Below are 13,678 nucleotides of genomic sequence, written 5' to 3' on the forward strand. Positions count from 1 at the left end.
GTCCACGCCTCCTGCCTGATGCCGGGATGTGTTTACTGGAACACGGCGGATGGGTCGTCGAGGCTGTCGGAGCCTTCGATCTCGATGCCGCCGAGATCGAGCGCCGTTACGACGCGTTCGATGGAGCGGGTCTGGTTGATCAACCCATCGACACCGCCCATGATGAGCGCTTCGCCGCCCGCATTGCCGCGCTCAAGCATTTCGTCATAGGCAAAGCCGCCTTCGGCTGCGGTCTTGATCTTGCCAAGCGCCAGAACAGCCTCGGAGAGGCGCGCGCGCATTTCCGCGTCAAGCTCGGCATGGCTGGCTTTCACCAGATCGGAAAGCGACGCACCGCTGACGGTTGTGCCATCGGTGCGGGTATAGCTGCCAAGATAGACGCTCTGAATGCCCACGCCGTTGAAGTAGTGGTCGTTGTGGGTGTTGTCGGCAAAACAGCTGTGCTCCTCTTCGGGATCGTTCAGCATCAGGCCAAGGCGCATGCGCTCTCCGGCGGTCTCGCCGTAGGAGAGGCTGCCCATGCCGGTCAGCATCGCTGTGAGACCAGCCTTTTCGTCGGCCATGACCGTGGCGCGCGCTTCGCCGCCTTCGGCCCACTGCGCGGTGATCCACTCCAGATCGGAGATCAGCAGTTCGCTGGCAGCGGCAAGGTATGCACCCCGGCGATCACAGTTGCCGTTGGTGCAGGCATCGCCAGCGGCATAATCCGTCCACGGACGGTTGCCCGCACCATCCCCGTGCCCATTCAGGTCCTGCCCCCAGAGCAGGAATTCGATGGCGTGATAGCCGGTTGCGACGTTGGCTTCGACACCGTCAGCTTCCTGAAGCACCTCTTCAAGCAGTGCCGGAGTGATCGTGGAGGCGTCAACCATGGCGCCGGACATGTCGAACTTCGCGTTGGCCACAACGTTCAGCGCGGCAAGCGGGTTCTCATCAGTCGGGCCACCGTAGGAGCCATCCACATAGTCGATCAGACCCTCGTCCAGCGGCCATGCATTCACCCTGCCTTCCCAATCGTCGACGATGGCGTTGCCGAACCGGAACACCTCGGACTGCTGATAAGGCACACGCGACTCGAGCCATGCTGTGCGCGCGGCTTCCAGCGCTTCGGCGGACGGCTCTGCGATCAGCGCATCAATGGCCGCGTCGAGTGCCTGCGCTGCGGCAAGGCTGTCCGCGTAGTTGGCCTCTGCGATGTTTGCATAGGTGGTCAGAACGTCGCTGGCGCTCTGCGCTTGTGCCACGCTGGCCAAACCCAGGGCGATTGCGGTGGTGGTGAGAAAACGGGCCATGCGGCTCCCTCCTGTTGAACTTCGACGACTCGGGACGAATCGCGCGTTTCGAATGCCAATGAGGGAGTAATTGACTAAATTGATCGGAATTTACAATACCTGATTAATTTACTTTGAAATTGGTTGACATGAAACGCCACTACCTGAAGTTCAAGATGAAGCGGTAATCGCGTTTCGCGCCGGGCGGCGGTTTGGGGAACCGTCCGAGACGGCGCATGTGCCTGATGGCCTCCTTGTCGATTTTGGACGAACCCGAACTCTTGATTATGGACACCGAACTGAGGCTGCCGTTGGCGCTGATCACGAAATGAACGCCGACACTGCCGCGTCTGCCGACAGAAGTCGTTGAGCGGGAAAACACTTTTCGACTGACGCGTCCGGAGTAATTGCTTGCTGCGGCATTACCACTGGCCTTTGGTTTGCCCCCCGCGCCCCGTGTCGTGGCCTTTCCTTTTTCCCGCCCTTGTGACGATCCGGCTGTAGCGTTTCGTGCCGCGTCGCCTTTCTTCGGTTTGGCAGGGCGCGGCTTTGCTGCCTGCTCGCGGGGTTTTGGCTTTGGCTTCGGTTTGGCCGCCGTTTGCGGTTTCGGCTTGGATTTTGGCTTTGGCTTCGCGGTCTGAGCCGGTTTGTGTTTGGCTTCAAACGCGGCGCTGCGCGGGATTGGGCGCAAGGACCGCGCAACCGCCGCGCTCTCGGGTTCGGAACTTTCGAGCCTGTCCGCCGCGATTGACGCGGCGGGCGCCTTGCGTGCCTCAGACAGTGGTTCGGGTTGGATCGGTTGGGCAGTGAGGACCTTGGCCTGCGGTGTGACCGGCGCTGCCTGCAACGGCAGAGCCGCAGACAGGGAGGTCGCGCTGAGCGCCGCACTTGGCTCTGCCGCTTGGGTTACTTGCTGTTCGGCAACCGAGGTTGGCATTGCTGTCAGCGGTGGTTCGGCTTGGGCGATCTCGACCGGCTGCACCTGTTCGGCGGTCTCCACCGGTTGGTTTTGAAGCGTTTCAGCCGCAGGCTCCGTGGGCGTCACGGGGTCGCTCTGCACGGCTTCGGTTTTATCGGGGGTGACCGCTTCGGTGACGCTCGGCGGTTGCTCGGCCAGCGTTTCCAACGGGGAATCCGGGACCAAAACATTAGGGGGCGGGGAGGCGGCTCTTTTGGACTCCTCCGGAGGCGTCGCGGTCAAAGTGCCCTCAGTCATATCCGCAAAGGCATTCCCAAGCCGCACATCCGCGAGGGCGCCCGCAGCGTCTACCCGCGCCACGTCGTGTTTGGCCAAGGTCACTGCCAGCGCGCCGTGCGCCGCGATGGCGACGCAAAGCGCCGCAATGCGTGCGATGCTGGCACCGCCGCGCATCACTCAAGCCCTCTTTCAGTGACCAGAACCACCTCTCTGGCCCCGGCTTCCCGCAGGGCCCGGCCAAGGGCGATCAGGGTTGCTGCGGGCAGGTCCCTGTCCGGCACGATGCGCACCCGTTCGCGCGCTTCTTCGGGGAGGCTGATCAGGAATTGTGATGCGCTTTCAATGTCTTCTCCGCGATTTCTCAAGCGGCCGTCCGCATGCACAATCAAAGCGTCCGCCGGGGCGGTGCCTTCGATGTCTGCGGTGCTGACAAGTTTCAGATCCTTGTTCAGAGACGGTGCAATCGTCCCGGCCACGAGAAAGAAAATCAGCATCAGGAAAACGACGTTGATCAGGGCGATCGTCGGCTCCCGTTCGGTTTTGCTGCGGTGCCGTCTCATGTCGCCTCCAGCACGGTCACGCGGACGTCGGGAAGGCGCTGCAGGACCACCAGAATATCGGTCAACCGCTGCGCTGTGACATCGGGTTTGGCGGAGATCAAAACCGTCAATGGGCCGTCTTCGGGTTTGAGCTCGTCAATTGCGGCGGGCAGGGCCTGAAGCGCTGCATCACTGCCGTTCAACTTGAGCGATGAGCTGCCCAGCGTCAGGAAAACCGGGCGCGAGTCCGCTGTGGCGGCAGCGCCGGAGCCGCCGGATGCAAGTGCGACTTCGCCAAAGCGGGTGAAGGTCGAGGACAGCATGAAGAAAAGCAAAAGCAGGAAGATGACGTCGATCAGCGACGTCATCGACAGCCTGCGTCTGCGCCGCCTGCTACGCATGGGAGGCCGCGCGCTCCGGATCAGCTTCCTCCGAGGTCGCGCCGCGACCTTCGGGGGCCAGAATGGTGTGCACGATCCGTTGTGCCAGAACGCGGTCCGCGTCCATCCGGGCCTCAAGCCAGCTCAGCACAACGGAGGTTGGCATGGCTACGGCAAGGCCCACGGCAGTGGTCAGCAGAGCGACCCAGATGCCGCCAGCGAGGATCGACGGGTCAACCTGAGCCCCTGCTTCCTGAAGCGCCTGAAAGGCGGTGATCATCCCCAGAACGGTGCCAAACAGGCCGAGCAGGGGGGCAAGCTGTGCCACGGAATCAAGAAAGCGGAAGCCGCTTTCCAATTGGGCAAACCGGGTTTCTGCTTCGGCCTCCAGACGGCTGGCATCGGTCTGGCCGTCGAGCGCCATGGTCACAACCGGAACGAGGTAGCTGCGCGAGCGGTCCATGTGAGCGCGCGCGGCGGTCCGGTCGCCCGCGTCCCAGGCTTCGACGGCCCTGGCCAAGGCTTTGTGACGGCCGACGCCGGCCACGGCAAATTGCCAGAGCTTGAAGAGCACCACGGCCAGAACAAGGATGGAGATCACCCCCAGGATCAGGACAACAGGACCGCCCAGCTCGTAAATGCGCCAAATGGCGTCCTGAACCGTCACGATCATCCCAGCACCTCAACATCCGTGCGGCTGCTGACTTTGAGATCCTTGGTGCAGGCGCCATCCGGCAGGCCTTCGCCAGAACAGGTCTGGGCGCCGTTGATCAACAGCCGGCCAAGGCTCGTGCATGGCAGGCCGGGGACAACAAACTGGCGCACCCGCAGGCGGGCAGAGGGCAACTCGCCGAAGTCAAAGAGCGTCAGCCGCTCAACCCGTCCATCGGTGTCAAACAAGACAGTTTCATAGACGGCTTTCGAGATGTCGGTGTCATGTCCGTTCTGGATAAGAAAGCTGATCCGGCAGGCGTCTTCCACCGTCTCCAGTGCGTTGAGCTCGATGGACACCTGCGCGTTTTGCGCGTCCTCGGCCAGCACCGGAGAAGCCATTGTCAGGGCTGTGAGACACAGCACGGCGCGCTTTGCGAAAGGGGTGATCATGTCTTCAGCCTCCAGAACTCAGAATGGATGTTTGGCTGAGGCTTAAAGCGCCCTTGGCTGAATGGCAATTCCGCTGCACGTCGGCAGCGGATGGGTCAAGGGTTGCGGAGGGATGTCAGATAGACAAAAGCAGGCCCCGAAAAGGGCCTGCCCGGAGCCGGATCAGGCCAGGTGCGAGCGCAGGAACCATGCGAATTTCTCATGGGTCTGGCCGCGCGCAATGCACAGGTCTTCGGTCAGCGTATCCCCAAGGCTTGCCGCCAACTCGCCAGCGCCTGCAAGTGTTTCGGCCAGCGTTTCCTGCGCTTCTTTCATCAGCCGGATCATCTCTTCTGCGGAGGGAACACCATCCGCTTCGGAGATTTTGGATCGCTTGAGCATTCCGGCCAGCGTGCCTTTTGCGTAGACATCCAGCGCACGGATGCGTTCCGCGAGATCATCCTGCGCCACGAAGTGGTCTTCATAGATTTTCTGGAACAGATCGTGCAGCGGGCCGAAGGCCATGCCGGTGACGTTCCAATGGAAGTTCTGAGCAAGCATCGTTGCGACAGCGGTTTCCGCAACGCACTGGTTCAGTGCATCGGCGATCTGTGTTGTTGCGTCGGTCGAAAGTGTCTGAGCGGTCTGGGTCATGGCTGCCTCTTGTTTGAAGGAATCGACTGGCTGGCGACTAGGCTGGCTTGCAAATGCAAACTAGTCTTCAGCCGGAGGTTTTGCAAATATTTTTAGAATAATTCTAAATAATGTTCGATTTGCCAATTACGGTCTTGAGCAGAAAGACCACATTCCTGTGCAAATGCTTCGGCACACGGGAGTGCAGTAGGAAAGTGGTGCTTGCTTCGTCTTCGCGTTTGAGACTGCTCGCAAGGGTCATCAACCACGCTTCGTCGAAGGAGGTTTCCGCTTCGCCTTCTTGGAACAAAATCGGCCTGCGGCCCAGGGCCTGGGACAAGCAGCGCATAAGCACTTCGGACGCTGCCCGCGGCGCAACGATGCGGTTCCCGGACAGCGCTGCACAGGCTCCGAACAAATCGAGGTAGCATTTGCAGCGGTTGGCACGCGCCACGTGGCGCAAGTGATCCAACAGCGCGCGTGCATCCGCGTCTGGCCCAGAAGGGGGGCGGCTGTTTTGTGAGAGGCTGCGCAGAACGGCTGTCATTTGTGTTTGGTCCTTCGCCGAGCGGCGTCTTGTTTGGTGGGGTCTCAGGCCGCCTTGCTGCCGTCCAGCACCATCAATTTTGCCTTCTTTTTCCTACACCGCTTTTCATATGAGGCTTCCCAGTGCTTGTAGCGACCCAACATGCTTTGCTGAGCCATCACGAGTTCGACAAAGGCTTCGCGATGCCTGTCCTTTTTCAGCTCCTTGAAAGCCGATTTCTGGGCCTTGGTCATCGAACATCCAATACAATGGCCTTCGCGCTTGAACTTGCAGACGCCGATACAGGGGCTGGGTTGTTTTGGCATGTCGGTCTCGCTGGGAGCGGGCTGTCTCTGCTCGTCTGGCATGGAAGCACGCTCTGTCGGTTAACTGGTTTCGGATGAAATCTCAGGTTTCAAGATGATACCTAATTTTGCTGACTTATTTAGTCAAGAATTCAAGTGTCGCACCCAACCTCGGCCCGATCGAAGATCTCCGGCTCCTGGCGGAGGTTATTTGAACGCCTTGCAGGGGTCTTCCCGCTCGGCAGGCGGGACGATTTTGATCTCGTCAAACGGTACGCCGCCGTCAGATTCGGCAAAGGCGATGGCGTGGGTTGTGACGTTTGGTGCGGCATGCGCGATCATTGCCGGGATTCCCCAATCCGTGCGGGCGTGGCCGTTGCCGGTGATCACTGCAACGGGCGGCCCGTAGGCCTCCAAAGCTTCAAGCGCCGCGCGCGCAAAGACCGCGTCGCGGTAGCGCTGAACGGCAATCATGCCACCCATCATTTCGCGCGGCATGGCCTCGCAATGGGCGTTGAACTGCAACTCGACCCGCGCAGCGTGCTGTTCCTCTGGCAAAGCCTCGTCCAGACCAAAGTCTGCCGCATCAGGACCGAAAAGCGCAGCGGCGCCATCGCTGAAGACGCTACGCACGGCCTCGCGGGGGGCGGCTGCTCCGATAATCCGGGCGTCGCCGAGGGCATCGAAGATTGGCTTGTACAGCTCAAACCGGCTCCAGCCGCTCGCCTCCCAAGCCGCTTCGATTTGGCTCCGGTCCGCATCCGCCTTTGCGGCTTCCTCTTGCGTGAGCATTTCGAAGACCACTGCACTCGGCCCGAGCGCTTCGAGCGCCGCGGCCTGTCCAATGTGTGCATTACGGTTGTCGTGCACTTCGCCAAGGATGACGATGTCGGCACCTGAATTTGCGAAAACCGGGGAGGACAGCAGGGCAAGGGCAAGAAAGAGACGCATGGATTTTCCAATCAGGCAGACGCAACGTGCTTCAGGATACAGCGCGCATCGGACAACGGTGGAGTGGAAACTGACGAAATCCAGCCAAAAGCGCGGGGCAGGGGACCGATCACCTCGACCGAAAGCCCTTTCGCTTGGCAACGCCTTGAGACCGCAGTTTAAACGGGTAGGTCGTGTTGGTGTCCCGGATCTTGATCCGTTGGATGCGCGTCGCAATGTGATCTGTTTTATTGCGACCTGACGGCGATGTCTTAGGATGCAGAAAAGCAAGTTTGGGAGGGCTTTCGACACTGGTGCAGTCCGGTCCGCATTTTCGGGAACAAAGGGCGACCTATTCTTTGGGGTATGAGGCCCCATCCGAAAGCTAGGATGATTTTCGCGGCTGATGCTGTCAAACGTCAGTTCAGGAAGGAGAGATTCATGAACCTGAGTTTTATCGGTACGTCGTTGGCATTGGCAGCCGGCATTTTCGCGGGTTCCTTGTCCGCGAACTCCCTGCCGAACCCGACCGGCCCTGTTGTGCTTTCGGTGACGGGGGCGATTGAAAGGATCAACGGAGAGGCTGCTGCATCCTTTGATATGGCGTTGCTTCACAGTTTGGAGCAAAGCGAAATCACCACTGATACGATCTGGACGCCGGGCACGCATCAGTTCTCAGGCGTTCTGCTCAAAACACTGCTTAAAGAGGTTGGCGCAAGCGGGAGCCGCGTCACCGCTTTTGCAATCAATGACTATAGCGTGGTCATACCAATTTCCGACGCCACGGACGCCGGTCCAATTGTTGCTTTTGCCATGGATGGGCAACCCATGTCGCGCCGGGAAAAAGGGCCGCTGTGGATCATCTATCCCTATTCCAGCGGGTCGGAGTACCGAACCGAGGTGATCTATGCGCGCAGCATCTGGCAACTCAATCGGCTTCATATCGAGGAATAACGGCGCTTGGCTGCTGACATGCATCGAGAGCAAGGCCGCGCGATTAGCGGAACGCCGAATTGGCGCTATGCGGCTTCGTCCTTGTTGATCAGTTCGATGTCCGCGTCATAGCGAAATTTTTCAACAAGACCTTTGAGTTTTTCACCCTGTTCAAGCAGAGCCGTGTTGATCGCGCTGGTGTCCTGGAACATTGCGGCGTTCTTTTGGGTCGTTTGGTCGAGTTCGGTCACGGCGACGTTGATTTCCGAAAGGCTCTGGCGCTGCTCCTGGGCGAGATCCGCAATTGTGCTGATTTGTTCTGTAACCCCGTCAACGGCGGCGACGATGTCATCGAGCGCCGAACCGGTCCGGTTGACGAGGTGCACACCATGTTTGACTTTTTCTCCCGAAGACGTGATCAGCAGGCCAATCTGTCCCGCCGCATCAGCGGTACGCCGGGCCAGAGCCTGAACTTCGGACGCCACTACCGCAAAACCGCTGCCCGCTTCGCCCGCGCGCGCCGCTTCAACTCCGGCGTTCAAGGCTAGCAGGTTGGTTTGAAACGCGATGTCGTCGATGAGATCGATGATCCTTGCGATTTCTTCGGCCGAGTCGTCTATTGCTGTCATCGCCTGGACTGTCTCGGACACCACATCCGCACCGGCGCGCGCCTTGTCGATTGCGCTTTCGCCTGCAGAGTTTGCGCTTTGTGCTCCTGCTGTCGTGGTCCGCAAGTTGCTAGTCACCTGTTTCAGGGCGGAGGCTGTCTGCTCCAGTGTCGAGGCAGAGTTCTCTGTGCGGCTGGACAGATCATCAGCGGATTCGGAAAGATCCTTGGCCCGGTCTGTCACGGCGCCCGCAACGCCGGCAATCTCTGAAATCAGTTCGTTGAGGCCGTTGGCCGCCGCATTGAAGTCGGTCACAAGCTGTGCATACCCGTCGCCCAGGTCCCGGGTTATCCGCGTATCCAGAGCGCCATCCGCAAGCCCGCGCAACGCCTTGGCCAAATGTTTGACAACGTCCTCCTGCGCAGCTTGCCGCGCGAACTGCTCGTCGCGCAGCGTTTCTGCTTCGACAAGGCCATCCCGAAACACGGTCAAAGCAGCTGCCATTTCGCCGATTTCGCCGCCTTCTTTTAACGAGTCCAACGTGACGGAAGTGTCCCCCTGGGCCAGGGTGCGCATGCGCTCGGTGACCCTGTGCAGCGCCTTGGTCAGCCTTGCGCCCAATAGCCATGCCATCAGTGCGCTCAGTATGACAGCAACCGCTGCCGCGCCGATCGCAAGATTTGTCATTTCCTTGGAAATTGTCATGGCGCTCCCCTTGGGAACAAGGAGGTTTGCAACCGCGACAGGGCTGCCGGAGTAATCATTGATCAAAAACTGAGCCTGCGCAAAAACGTCACCGCCCAGTTCCACTGTGCTGCGCGCCGGCTGCGTGTTCAGAACGCCGGCAACCTGCTCAGGCGTCAAGAGCGCGGGACCGTCGTAGTTGCCAGTGATGCGCACTTCCGTTTTGTCTGCGGTTTCGAAAACTTCAATGCTGTCATCAGGGAGGAAGTATACTTCGATCTGCGCATCGCTGCCTTCGATCAACTCGTTCATCAGTGCCGTGTCAAATCGAAGACCGATTTCCACGGTGCCAAGATGCTCGTCGTCGTCCGTGACGGGCGCAATGCCGCGAATGCCGAGCCCCGCTCGCCCGCGCTCAAGGCCTGAGAGAGACATACTTCCTGCATTGGCTTCGACAACCATGGGGCGAAAGGCAGACAGATCGTCCCCATGTTTCTTGGGATTGTGAACACGCAAAATCGAAATGGCCTCAGGAGAATGGAATTGAAACTGCGCGACGCCGGTCGCGGCTTCCAGGGCGGCGAACTCCTTGACGAAAAGCCGGTGCAACCCCTTGGTGTCCCCCTTTTCCACGGCCCTTTGCACCCGAGGAATTGCAGCAATGGTCTGGGCCATGGACAGGGCTGTGAAAATCCGGGAATCAAGACCTTCCTGAAAACGCACCTGCATTTGAGAAACCTGCTGATCGCTGCCTCCTGCGATGAGTTTTTGCATGCCGAGGTACAATGGTGCCGAGACCAGCGCGACGGACACGATGGAGGAGACAAGTATGGCAAGGATGATGCGCAGTTTGAGCGACATTCAGAAGCACTCCGGAAACAGTTTGAACCGGGGTAGCGTCTGAAGGCTTGCGTTTGAGTAAATTCGGCTTTGTCGGTTTCTCGGTTTTTTAACGAAAACTTGAATCCCCGTCGAGTGGACTCTCTGGGTGTGCTGTCTAAATTATTGATATTGAATATTTTTCTTTGGACTTCACGCGTACGGCCAAGCCCCGGATCACCACAACAATTGTTTGCGATTTCCAGTGCGATGCGCGCCTATTGGCTCAGAAGCTTCATGCCTCTGTCGATCCCGTCCAGAGTCATCGGCACCATGCGATCATCAAATATCTCGCGGATCAGCCCGATGCTTTGCGTGTAGCTCCAATGGCGCTCCGGCACCGGATTGAGCCAGAGATGATCCCCCCATTGCTGGCGTGCGCGCTCAAGCCAAACCTGTCCCGCTTCCGCGTTCCAATGCTCATTGGCGCCTCCGGGGTAAGCAATCTCATAAGGGCTCATGCTGGCATCTCCGACAAAGATGCATTTGTAGTCCGGCCCGTAGGTGTTCAGCACCTCCCAAGTCGGCGTTTGCTGATCCCACCGTCGTCGGTTGTCCCGCCAGACACCCTCATAGAGACAATTGTGAAAGTAGTAATACTCAAGGTGTTTGAACTCTGCCTTTGCAGCGGAAAACAACTCTTCGACCAGCTTGATGAACGGGTCCATGGAGCCGCCAACATCCAGAAACAGAAGCACTTTTACCGCATTGCGCCGCTCCGGGCGGGTCTTGACGTCAAGATAGCCGTGTTCCGCCGTAGCGCGGATGGTCCCGTCGAGATCCAGCTCTTCGTCGGCCCCGTCACGCGCCCAGCGACGCAGGCGTTTCAGCGCAACCTTGATGTTGCGCGTCCCGAGCTCGATGCTGTCGTCGAGATTGCGGAATTCGCGCTTGTCCCAAACCTTCACGGCGCGCTTATGGCGGCTCTTGTCCTGCCCGATGCGCACGCCTTCGGGGTTGTACCCATAAGCGCCGAAAGGGGATGTCCCGGCGGTGCCGATCCACTTGTTCCCGCCCTGATGGCGCCCTTCCTGCTCCTTGAGGCGGTCCTTGAGCGTCTCCATCAGCTTGTCAAAACCGCCAAGCGCCTCGATCTCGGCCATCTCTTCAGGGCTGAGCATCTTCTCCGCCTGCTTGCGCAGCCAGTCTTCCGGCAAGTTGACGGCCTCCAGAACCTGCTCGGCACTGATCGCTTCAAGCCCGCTGAATGTCTGCGAAAACGCGCGGTCAAAGCGGTCCAGATGCCGCTCATCCTTGACCATGGCGCTGCGCGCCAGGAAATAGAAGGCCTCCACGTCATAGGTGGCCATCCCGGCCTTCAGCGCTTCAAGAAACGTGAGGTATTCTCGCAAGCTGACAGGCACGCCACCTTTGCGCAGGTTTTCGAAGAATGGCACAAACATGCCCCACACCTAGCCGCGCAACGGGTCGGAACACAAGCGCGGCTTTGCGTCTTCTTTGGGCGAAAAATACCTCGGGGAGTCCGAAGGACGGGGCAGGGCCCCATCCAAAATTTTGTCCCGGCAAAATTTTCGCTCTTGAGAAAGTCAGGCGGCGAGTTTCTCGATCGCAATCGTCAGGGCCAGACCGACAACCGCAAACAGGATCATGTAGACGACCACATATTGCGCGATGTCGAGCTTGTTGCCTTTGCGGCGGGCGGCTGTGATGCCGCCCAGCACGGCCCCGACAAGGGCGAGAAAGATCACGATCATAGCGCGCTGCGGCTCCGTCTGAGGGGGCTGAGCGAGCCGATCTCACGCAGTTTGGCCCGAACCGCCCAGTCCGAGCCGAACCCGTAACGTGCCCAGCCAAGACTGTCCAGACGCACCTGACGCCCTTCGCTGACCTGCCCGGACATCTCCAGCGCCTCGGCGCGCAACATCATCAGCGTTGCCAGGAGCGCCGCGTTCTCGTGCCGCGCAGCGGTGCCGAGATGGGCGGACAAGAGGTAAAGCGCGTCTTCGGGACGGTTTGCGCTGATCGCATAAGCCGCCAGTTGCGAGGCCACGTAGGCGCGGTGCAGCCGGGTTTCTTCGGAGGTGCCAAAGAAGCGCTGCGCGAGGACAAACTGATCCTGAGCGGCTTCGGGGTCGACACTCTGCAGCAGACGTCCCATGGCATAGTGCGAGAAGGCCCGGCGGTGATCGCGCCATCCCATGGCACTGGCCACGTTCAGCGCTTCATTGGCGGCCACGCGGCGTTCTGACGGGCCGGCACCGGGGCCAAGCGCGGTCTGAACCGCTTCGATCCAGACGCGCGGCGTTTTGGTGACGCGCCGCGGCGCGCCGTTCTGACCGGCCGGATTGATCCGCGCGAGGATGCCCGGCAGGCGGTCTGCCACTTCGTTGCGCGACATGCCATTGCGCAGTGCCGGATCGTAATAGGCGCGCAGGATCAGCATATCAAAGCCGGTCAGCACGGTGTGCACATTGTCATCGTTGAAAACCGAATCCGGCAGGCGATAAAGATCGTTGAGGGGGCCAAGCGCCTGTGCCAGTTCTTCATGCAGGCAGTCGCGCGCCTCTTGTGGGCTGGAATCGTTGGGCAGGAAAATCGCCAGCCGCTCGCGGCTTTTGAGACGCGACCAGCTCACACGGGTCGAGCGCCGCGCTGCGCCGTATTCCTTCAGCGAGTTTACATTGGGCACCACGAAACAGGCGGCTGTCGGCAGGTGATCTCGGATTTCGGCGCGGGTGACGGCCTGGATCGTCACGTTGGACGGGCCGCTGTCGGCGCGGGCGATGTCAATTCCGGCCTCATTGCGCAGGCGATGCAGTAAACGATTGAGATCTGCGTTCAGCGTTGGCGGCGGTGCGCCTGTGACGCGAACCCGGATTGGCCCTTCGAAACGGGTGAAAGACTGCAAGCCACGACCCGATTCCAGCGAAAACGCCAGATCGAGGAAATCGCGTGCGATGTCCGAATTCGAGGCCAGCGGGCGTGTCGGTTGCGGCACCGAGAAAGTCTTGACCGGGGGCAGGCTGCTTTCCACGGCGGCGGCGGCGCGGGTGGGTGTGTCGGACGGGGAGACCGGCATACACGCGCCAAGCAAGAGATAGAACGGGATGAGGAAACGACGGGCTCTGCTACGCATCACGACCTCTGATACTTGATGAAGGGCGTGACGGTGCCGATACGGTCATAGAGCTGCCGTGCGGTGTGGTTGAACTCCTGCGTCATCCAGTAGACCGAGGGCGCACCGGCCTTGTCGGCTGCGGCATAGACGGCTTCGATCAACGCGCGCCCAACACCGCGTCCGCGGGCAAAGGGGTCGGCATAAAGGTCCTGCAGGTAGCAGACGTTTTCGATCTTCCAGCCATGACGGTGAAAGACGTAATGCACCAGACCGACAAGCTTGCCGTCCAGTTCGGCCACGAGGCCGTGAAAATCCTGTGGGTCGTTCCCCAGTAGACGGGCAAAGGAGGATTGATACACCTCTTCGCTCACGCTGCTTTCGTAGAACGTCAGATACTCCGTCCACAGCGCACGCCATTGCTCTTCGTCTTCGCCACGCAAAGCGCGGACGACCACGTCATTCGTTTGGGACATTAAGAAGCCTGCCTGCTCGTTGTTTTACTCGGATGCTCAAGTCATCCGGTGTTTTTCTGTCCTCTGTTTGGGAACTATAGGGCAAAAAAAGGGTATCTGCACAGAGGCGGCTTGGTGCAGAGTCCATTTTTTTAACGAATTGTTATCATTCGGGGGA

Annotated in this window: 16 protein-coding genes; 1 reads left to right on the forward strand and 15 read right to left on the reverse strand. The window is 59.8% G+C overall.

The window, feature by feature from the left end:
* Positions 1-32: 32 nt before the first annotated feature.
* The 10 genes from E4662_RS10440 to E4662_RS10485 form a co-directional block, all read right to left on the reverse strand.
* Positions 33-1,292: an imelysin family protein gene (locus E4662_RS10440; protein ID WP_136441471.1), complete on the reverse strand. Its 1,260-nt coding sequence runs from the start codon at positions 1,290-1,292 to the stop codon at positions 33-35.
* A 139-nt stretch (positions 1,293-1,431) separates the two neighbouring features.
* On the reverse strand, positions 1,432-2,643 hold the full coding sequence (locus E4662_RS10445; protein ID WP_136441472.1) for a TonB family protein: 1,212 nt from the start codon (positions 2,641-2,643) through the stop codon (positions 1,432-1,434).
* Positions 2,643-3,029 (reverse strand): ExbD/TolR family protein, encoded by a 387-nt coding sequence (locus tag E4662_RS10450; RefSeq protein WP_136441473.1) that lies wholly within the window; start codon positions 3,027-3,029, stop codon positions 2,643-2,645. Before E4662_RS10450 ends, E4662_RS10445 begins: the two co-directional genes overlap by 1 nt.
* Entirely contained in the window at positions 3,026-3,409 is a 384-nt protein-coding gene (locus E4662_RS10455) for a biopolymer transporter ExbD (RefSeq protein WP_136441474.1), read from the reverse strand. The genes E4662_RS10450 and E4662_RS10455 overlap by 4 nt, the downstream gene beginning before the upstream one ends.
* A complete protein-coding gene (locus E4662_RS10460) occupies positions 3,402-4,061 on the reverse strand; it encodes a MotA/TolQ/ExbB proton channel family protein (protein WP_136441475.1) in 660 nt (219 codons plus the stop codon). The genes E4662_RS10455 and E4662_RS10460 overlap by 8 nt, the downstream gene beginning before the upstream one ends.
* Positions 4,058-4,492 (reverse strand): hypothetical protein, encoded by a 435-nt coding sequence (locus E4662_RS10465; protein ID WP_136441476.1) that lies wholly within the window; start codon positions 4,490-4,492, stop codon positions 4,058-4,060. The genes E4662_RS10460 and E4662_RS10465 overlap by 4 nt, the downstream gene beginning before the upstream one ends.
* A gap of 162 nt (positions 4,493-4,654) precedes the next feature.
* Positions 4,655-5,125: a Dps family protein gene (locus E4662_RS10470; RefSeq protein WP_136441477.1), complete on the reverse strand. Its 471-nt coding sequence runs from the start codon at positions 5,123-5,125 to the stop codon at positions 4,655-4,657.
* A 103-nt stretch (positions 5,126-5,228) separates the two neighbouring features.
* Positions 5,229-5,651 carry a hypothetical protein gene (locus E4662_RS10475; RefSeq protein WP_136441478.1) on the reverse strand — a complete coding sequence of 141 codons (423 nt, stop codon included), beginning with the start codon at positions 5,649-5,651 and terminating at the stop codon, positions 5,229-5,231.
* A gap of 44 nt (positions 5,652-5,695) precedes the next feature.
* A complete protein-coding gene (locus E4662_RS10480) occupies positions 5,696-5,956 on the reverse strand; it encodes a DUF1289 domain-containing protein (protein WP_136441678.1) in 261 nt (86 codons plus the stop codon).
* Positions 5,957-6,142: 186 nt separating this feature from the next.
* Complete coding sequence (locus E4662_RS10485; protein WP_136441479.1) at positions 6,143-6,886, reverse strand: ChaN family lipoprotein; 744 nt, start codon at positions 6,884-6,886, stop codon at positions 6,143-6,145.
* A gap of 369 nt (positions 6,887-7,255) precedes the next feature.
* Here E4662_RS10485 and E4662_RS10490 point away from each other — a divergent pair, with 369 nt between their 5' ends.
* Complete coding sequence (locus E4662_RS10490) at positions 7,256-7,819, forward strand: putative pterin-binding protein (protein ID WP_240705165.1); 564 nt, start codon at positions 7,256-7,258, stop codon at positions 7,817-7,819.
* A 65-nt stretch (positions 7,820-7,884) separates the two neighbouring features.
* Here the strand turns inward: E4662_RS10490 and E4662_RS10495 are convergent, their stop codons facing one another.
* The 5 genes from E4662_RS10495 to E4662_RS10515 all read right to left on the reverse strand — a co-directional run bounded on the left by E4662_RS10495 (position 7,885) and on the right by E4662_RS10515 (position 13,521).
* The gene (locus tag E4662_RS10495) at positions 7,885-9,951 is read right to left on the reverse strand and encodes a methyl-accepting chemotaxis protein (protein ID WP_136441480.1); all 2,067 of its coding nucleotides are present in this window, start codon (positions 9,949-9,951) and stop codon (positions 7,885-7,887) included.
* 236 nt (positions 9,952-10,187) lie between these two features.
* Positions 10,188-11,372, reverse strand: coding sequence for a vWA domain-containing protein (locus E4662_RS10500; RefSeq protein ID WP_136441481.1), 1,185 nt, complete (start codon positions 11,370-11,372; stop codon positions 10,188-10,190).
* A 144-nt stretch (positions 11,373-11,516) separates the two neighbouring features.
* Complete coding sequence (locus E4662_RS10505; RefSeq protein ID WP_136441482.1) at positions 11,517-11,684, reverse strand: apolipoprotein acyltransferase; 168 nt, start codon at positions 11,682-11,684, stop codon at positions 11,517-11,519.
* On the reverse strand, positions 11,681-13,066 hold the full coding sequence (locus E4662_RS10510) for a DUF2927 domain-containing protein (RefSeq protein WP_136441483.1): 1,386 nt from the start codon (positions 13,064-13,066) through the stop codon (positions 11,681-11,683). Before E4662_RS10510 ends, E4662_RS10505 begins: the two co-directional genes overlap by 4 nt.
* Positions 13,066-13,521, reverse strand: coding sequence for a GNAT family N-acetyltransferase (locus tag E4662_RS10515; protein WP_136441484.1), 456 nt, complete (start codon positions 13,519-13,521; stop codon positions 13,066-13,068). Before E4662_RS10515 ends, E4662_RS10510 begins: the two co-directional genes overlap by 1 nt.
* Positions 13,522-13,678 lie beyond the last annotated feature (157 nt).

The sequence above is a fragment of the Pacificoceanicola onchidii genome (assembly GCF_004804335.1).
GTDB lineage: Bacteria > Pseudomonadota > Alphaproteobacteria > Rhodobacterales > Rhodobacteraceae > Pacificoceanicola > Pacificoceanicola onchidii.

Bases quoted from the DNA above. Each gene is read 5' to 3' on its own strand.
- E4662_RS10440 (WP_136441471.1), bottom strand. From the start codon at position 1,292: ATGGCCCGTTTTCTCACCACCACCGCAATCGCCCTGGGTTTGGCCAGC.
- E4662_RS10445 (WP_136441472.1), bottom strand. From the start codon at position 2,643: ATGCGCGGCGGTGCCAGCATCGCACGCATTGCGGCGCTTTGCGTCGCC.
- E4662_RS10450 (WP_136441473.1), bottom strand. From the start codon at position 3,029: ATGAGACGGCACCGCAGCAAAACCGAACGGGAGCCGACGATCGCCCTG.
- E4662_RS10455 (WP_136441474.1), bottom strand. From the start codon at position 3,409: ATGCGTAGCAGGCGGCGCAGACGCAGGCTGTCGATGACGTCGCTGATC.
- E4662_RS10460 (WP_136441475.1), bottom strand. From the start codon at position 4,061: ATGATCGTGACGGTTCAGGACGCCATTTGGCGCATTTACGAGCTGGGC.
- E4662_RS10465 (WP_136441476.1), bottom strand. From the start codon at position 4,492: ATGATCACCCCTTTCGCAAAGCGCGCCGTGCTGTGTCTCACAGCCCTG.
- E4662_RS10470 (WP_136441477.1), bottom strand. From the start codon at position 5,125: ATGACCCAGACCGCTCAGACACTTTCGACCGACGCAACAACACAGATC.
- E4662_RS10475 (WP_136441478.1), bottom strand. From the start codon at position 5,651: ATGACAGCCGTTCTGCGCAGCCTCTCACAAAACAGCCGCCCCCCTTCT.
- E4662_RS10480 (WP_136441678.1), bottom strand. From the start codon at position 5,956: ATGCCAAAACAACCCAGCCCCTGTATCGGCGTCTGCAAGTTCAAGCGC.
- E4662_RS10485 (WP_136441479.1), bottom strand. From the start codon at position 6,886: ATGCGTCTCTTTCTTGCCCTTGCCCTGCTGTCCTCCCCGGTTTTCGCA.
- E4662_RS10490 (WP_240705165.1), top strand. From the start codon at position 7,256: ATGATTTTCGCGGCTGATGCTGTCAAACGTCAGTTCAGGAAGGAGAGA.
- E4662_RS10495 (WP_136441480.1), bottom strand. From the start codon at position 9,951: ATGTCGCTCAAACTGCGCATCATCCTTGCCATACTTGTCTCCTCCATC.
- E4662_RS10500 (WP_136441481.1), bottom strand. From the start codon at position 11,372: ATGTTTGTGCCATTCTTCGAAAACCTGCGCAAAGGTGGCGTGCCTGTC.
- E4662_RS10505 (WP_136441482.1), bottom strand. From the start codon at position 11,684: ATGATCGTGATCTTTCTCGCCCTTGTCGGGGCCGTGCTGGGCGGCATC.
- E4662_RS10510 (WP_136441483.1), bottom strand. From the start codon at position 13,066: ATGCGTAGCAGAGCCCGTCGTTTCCTCATCCCGTTCTATCTCTTGCTT.
- E4662_RS10515 (WP_136441484.1), bottom strand. From the start codon at position 13,521: ATGTCCCAAACGAATGACGTGGTCGTCCGCGCTTTGCGTGGCGAAGAC.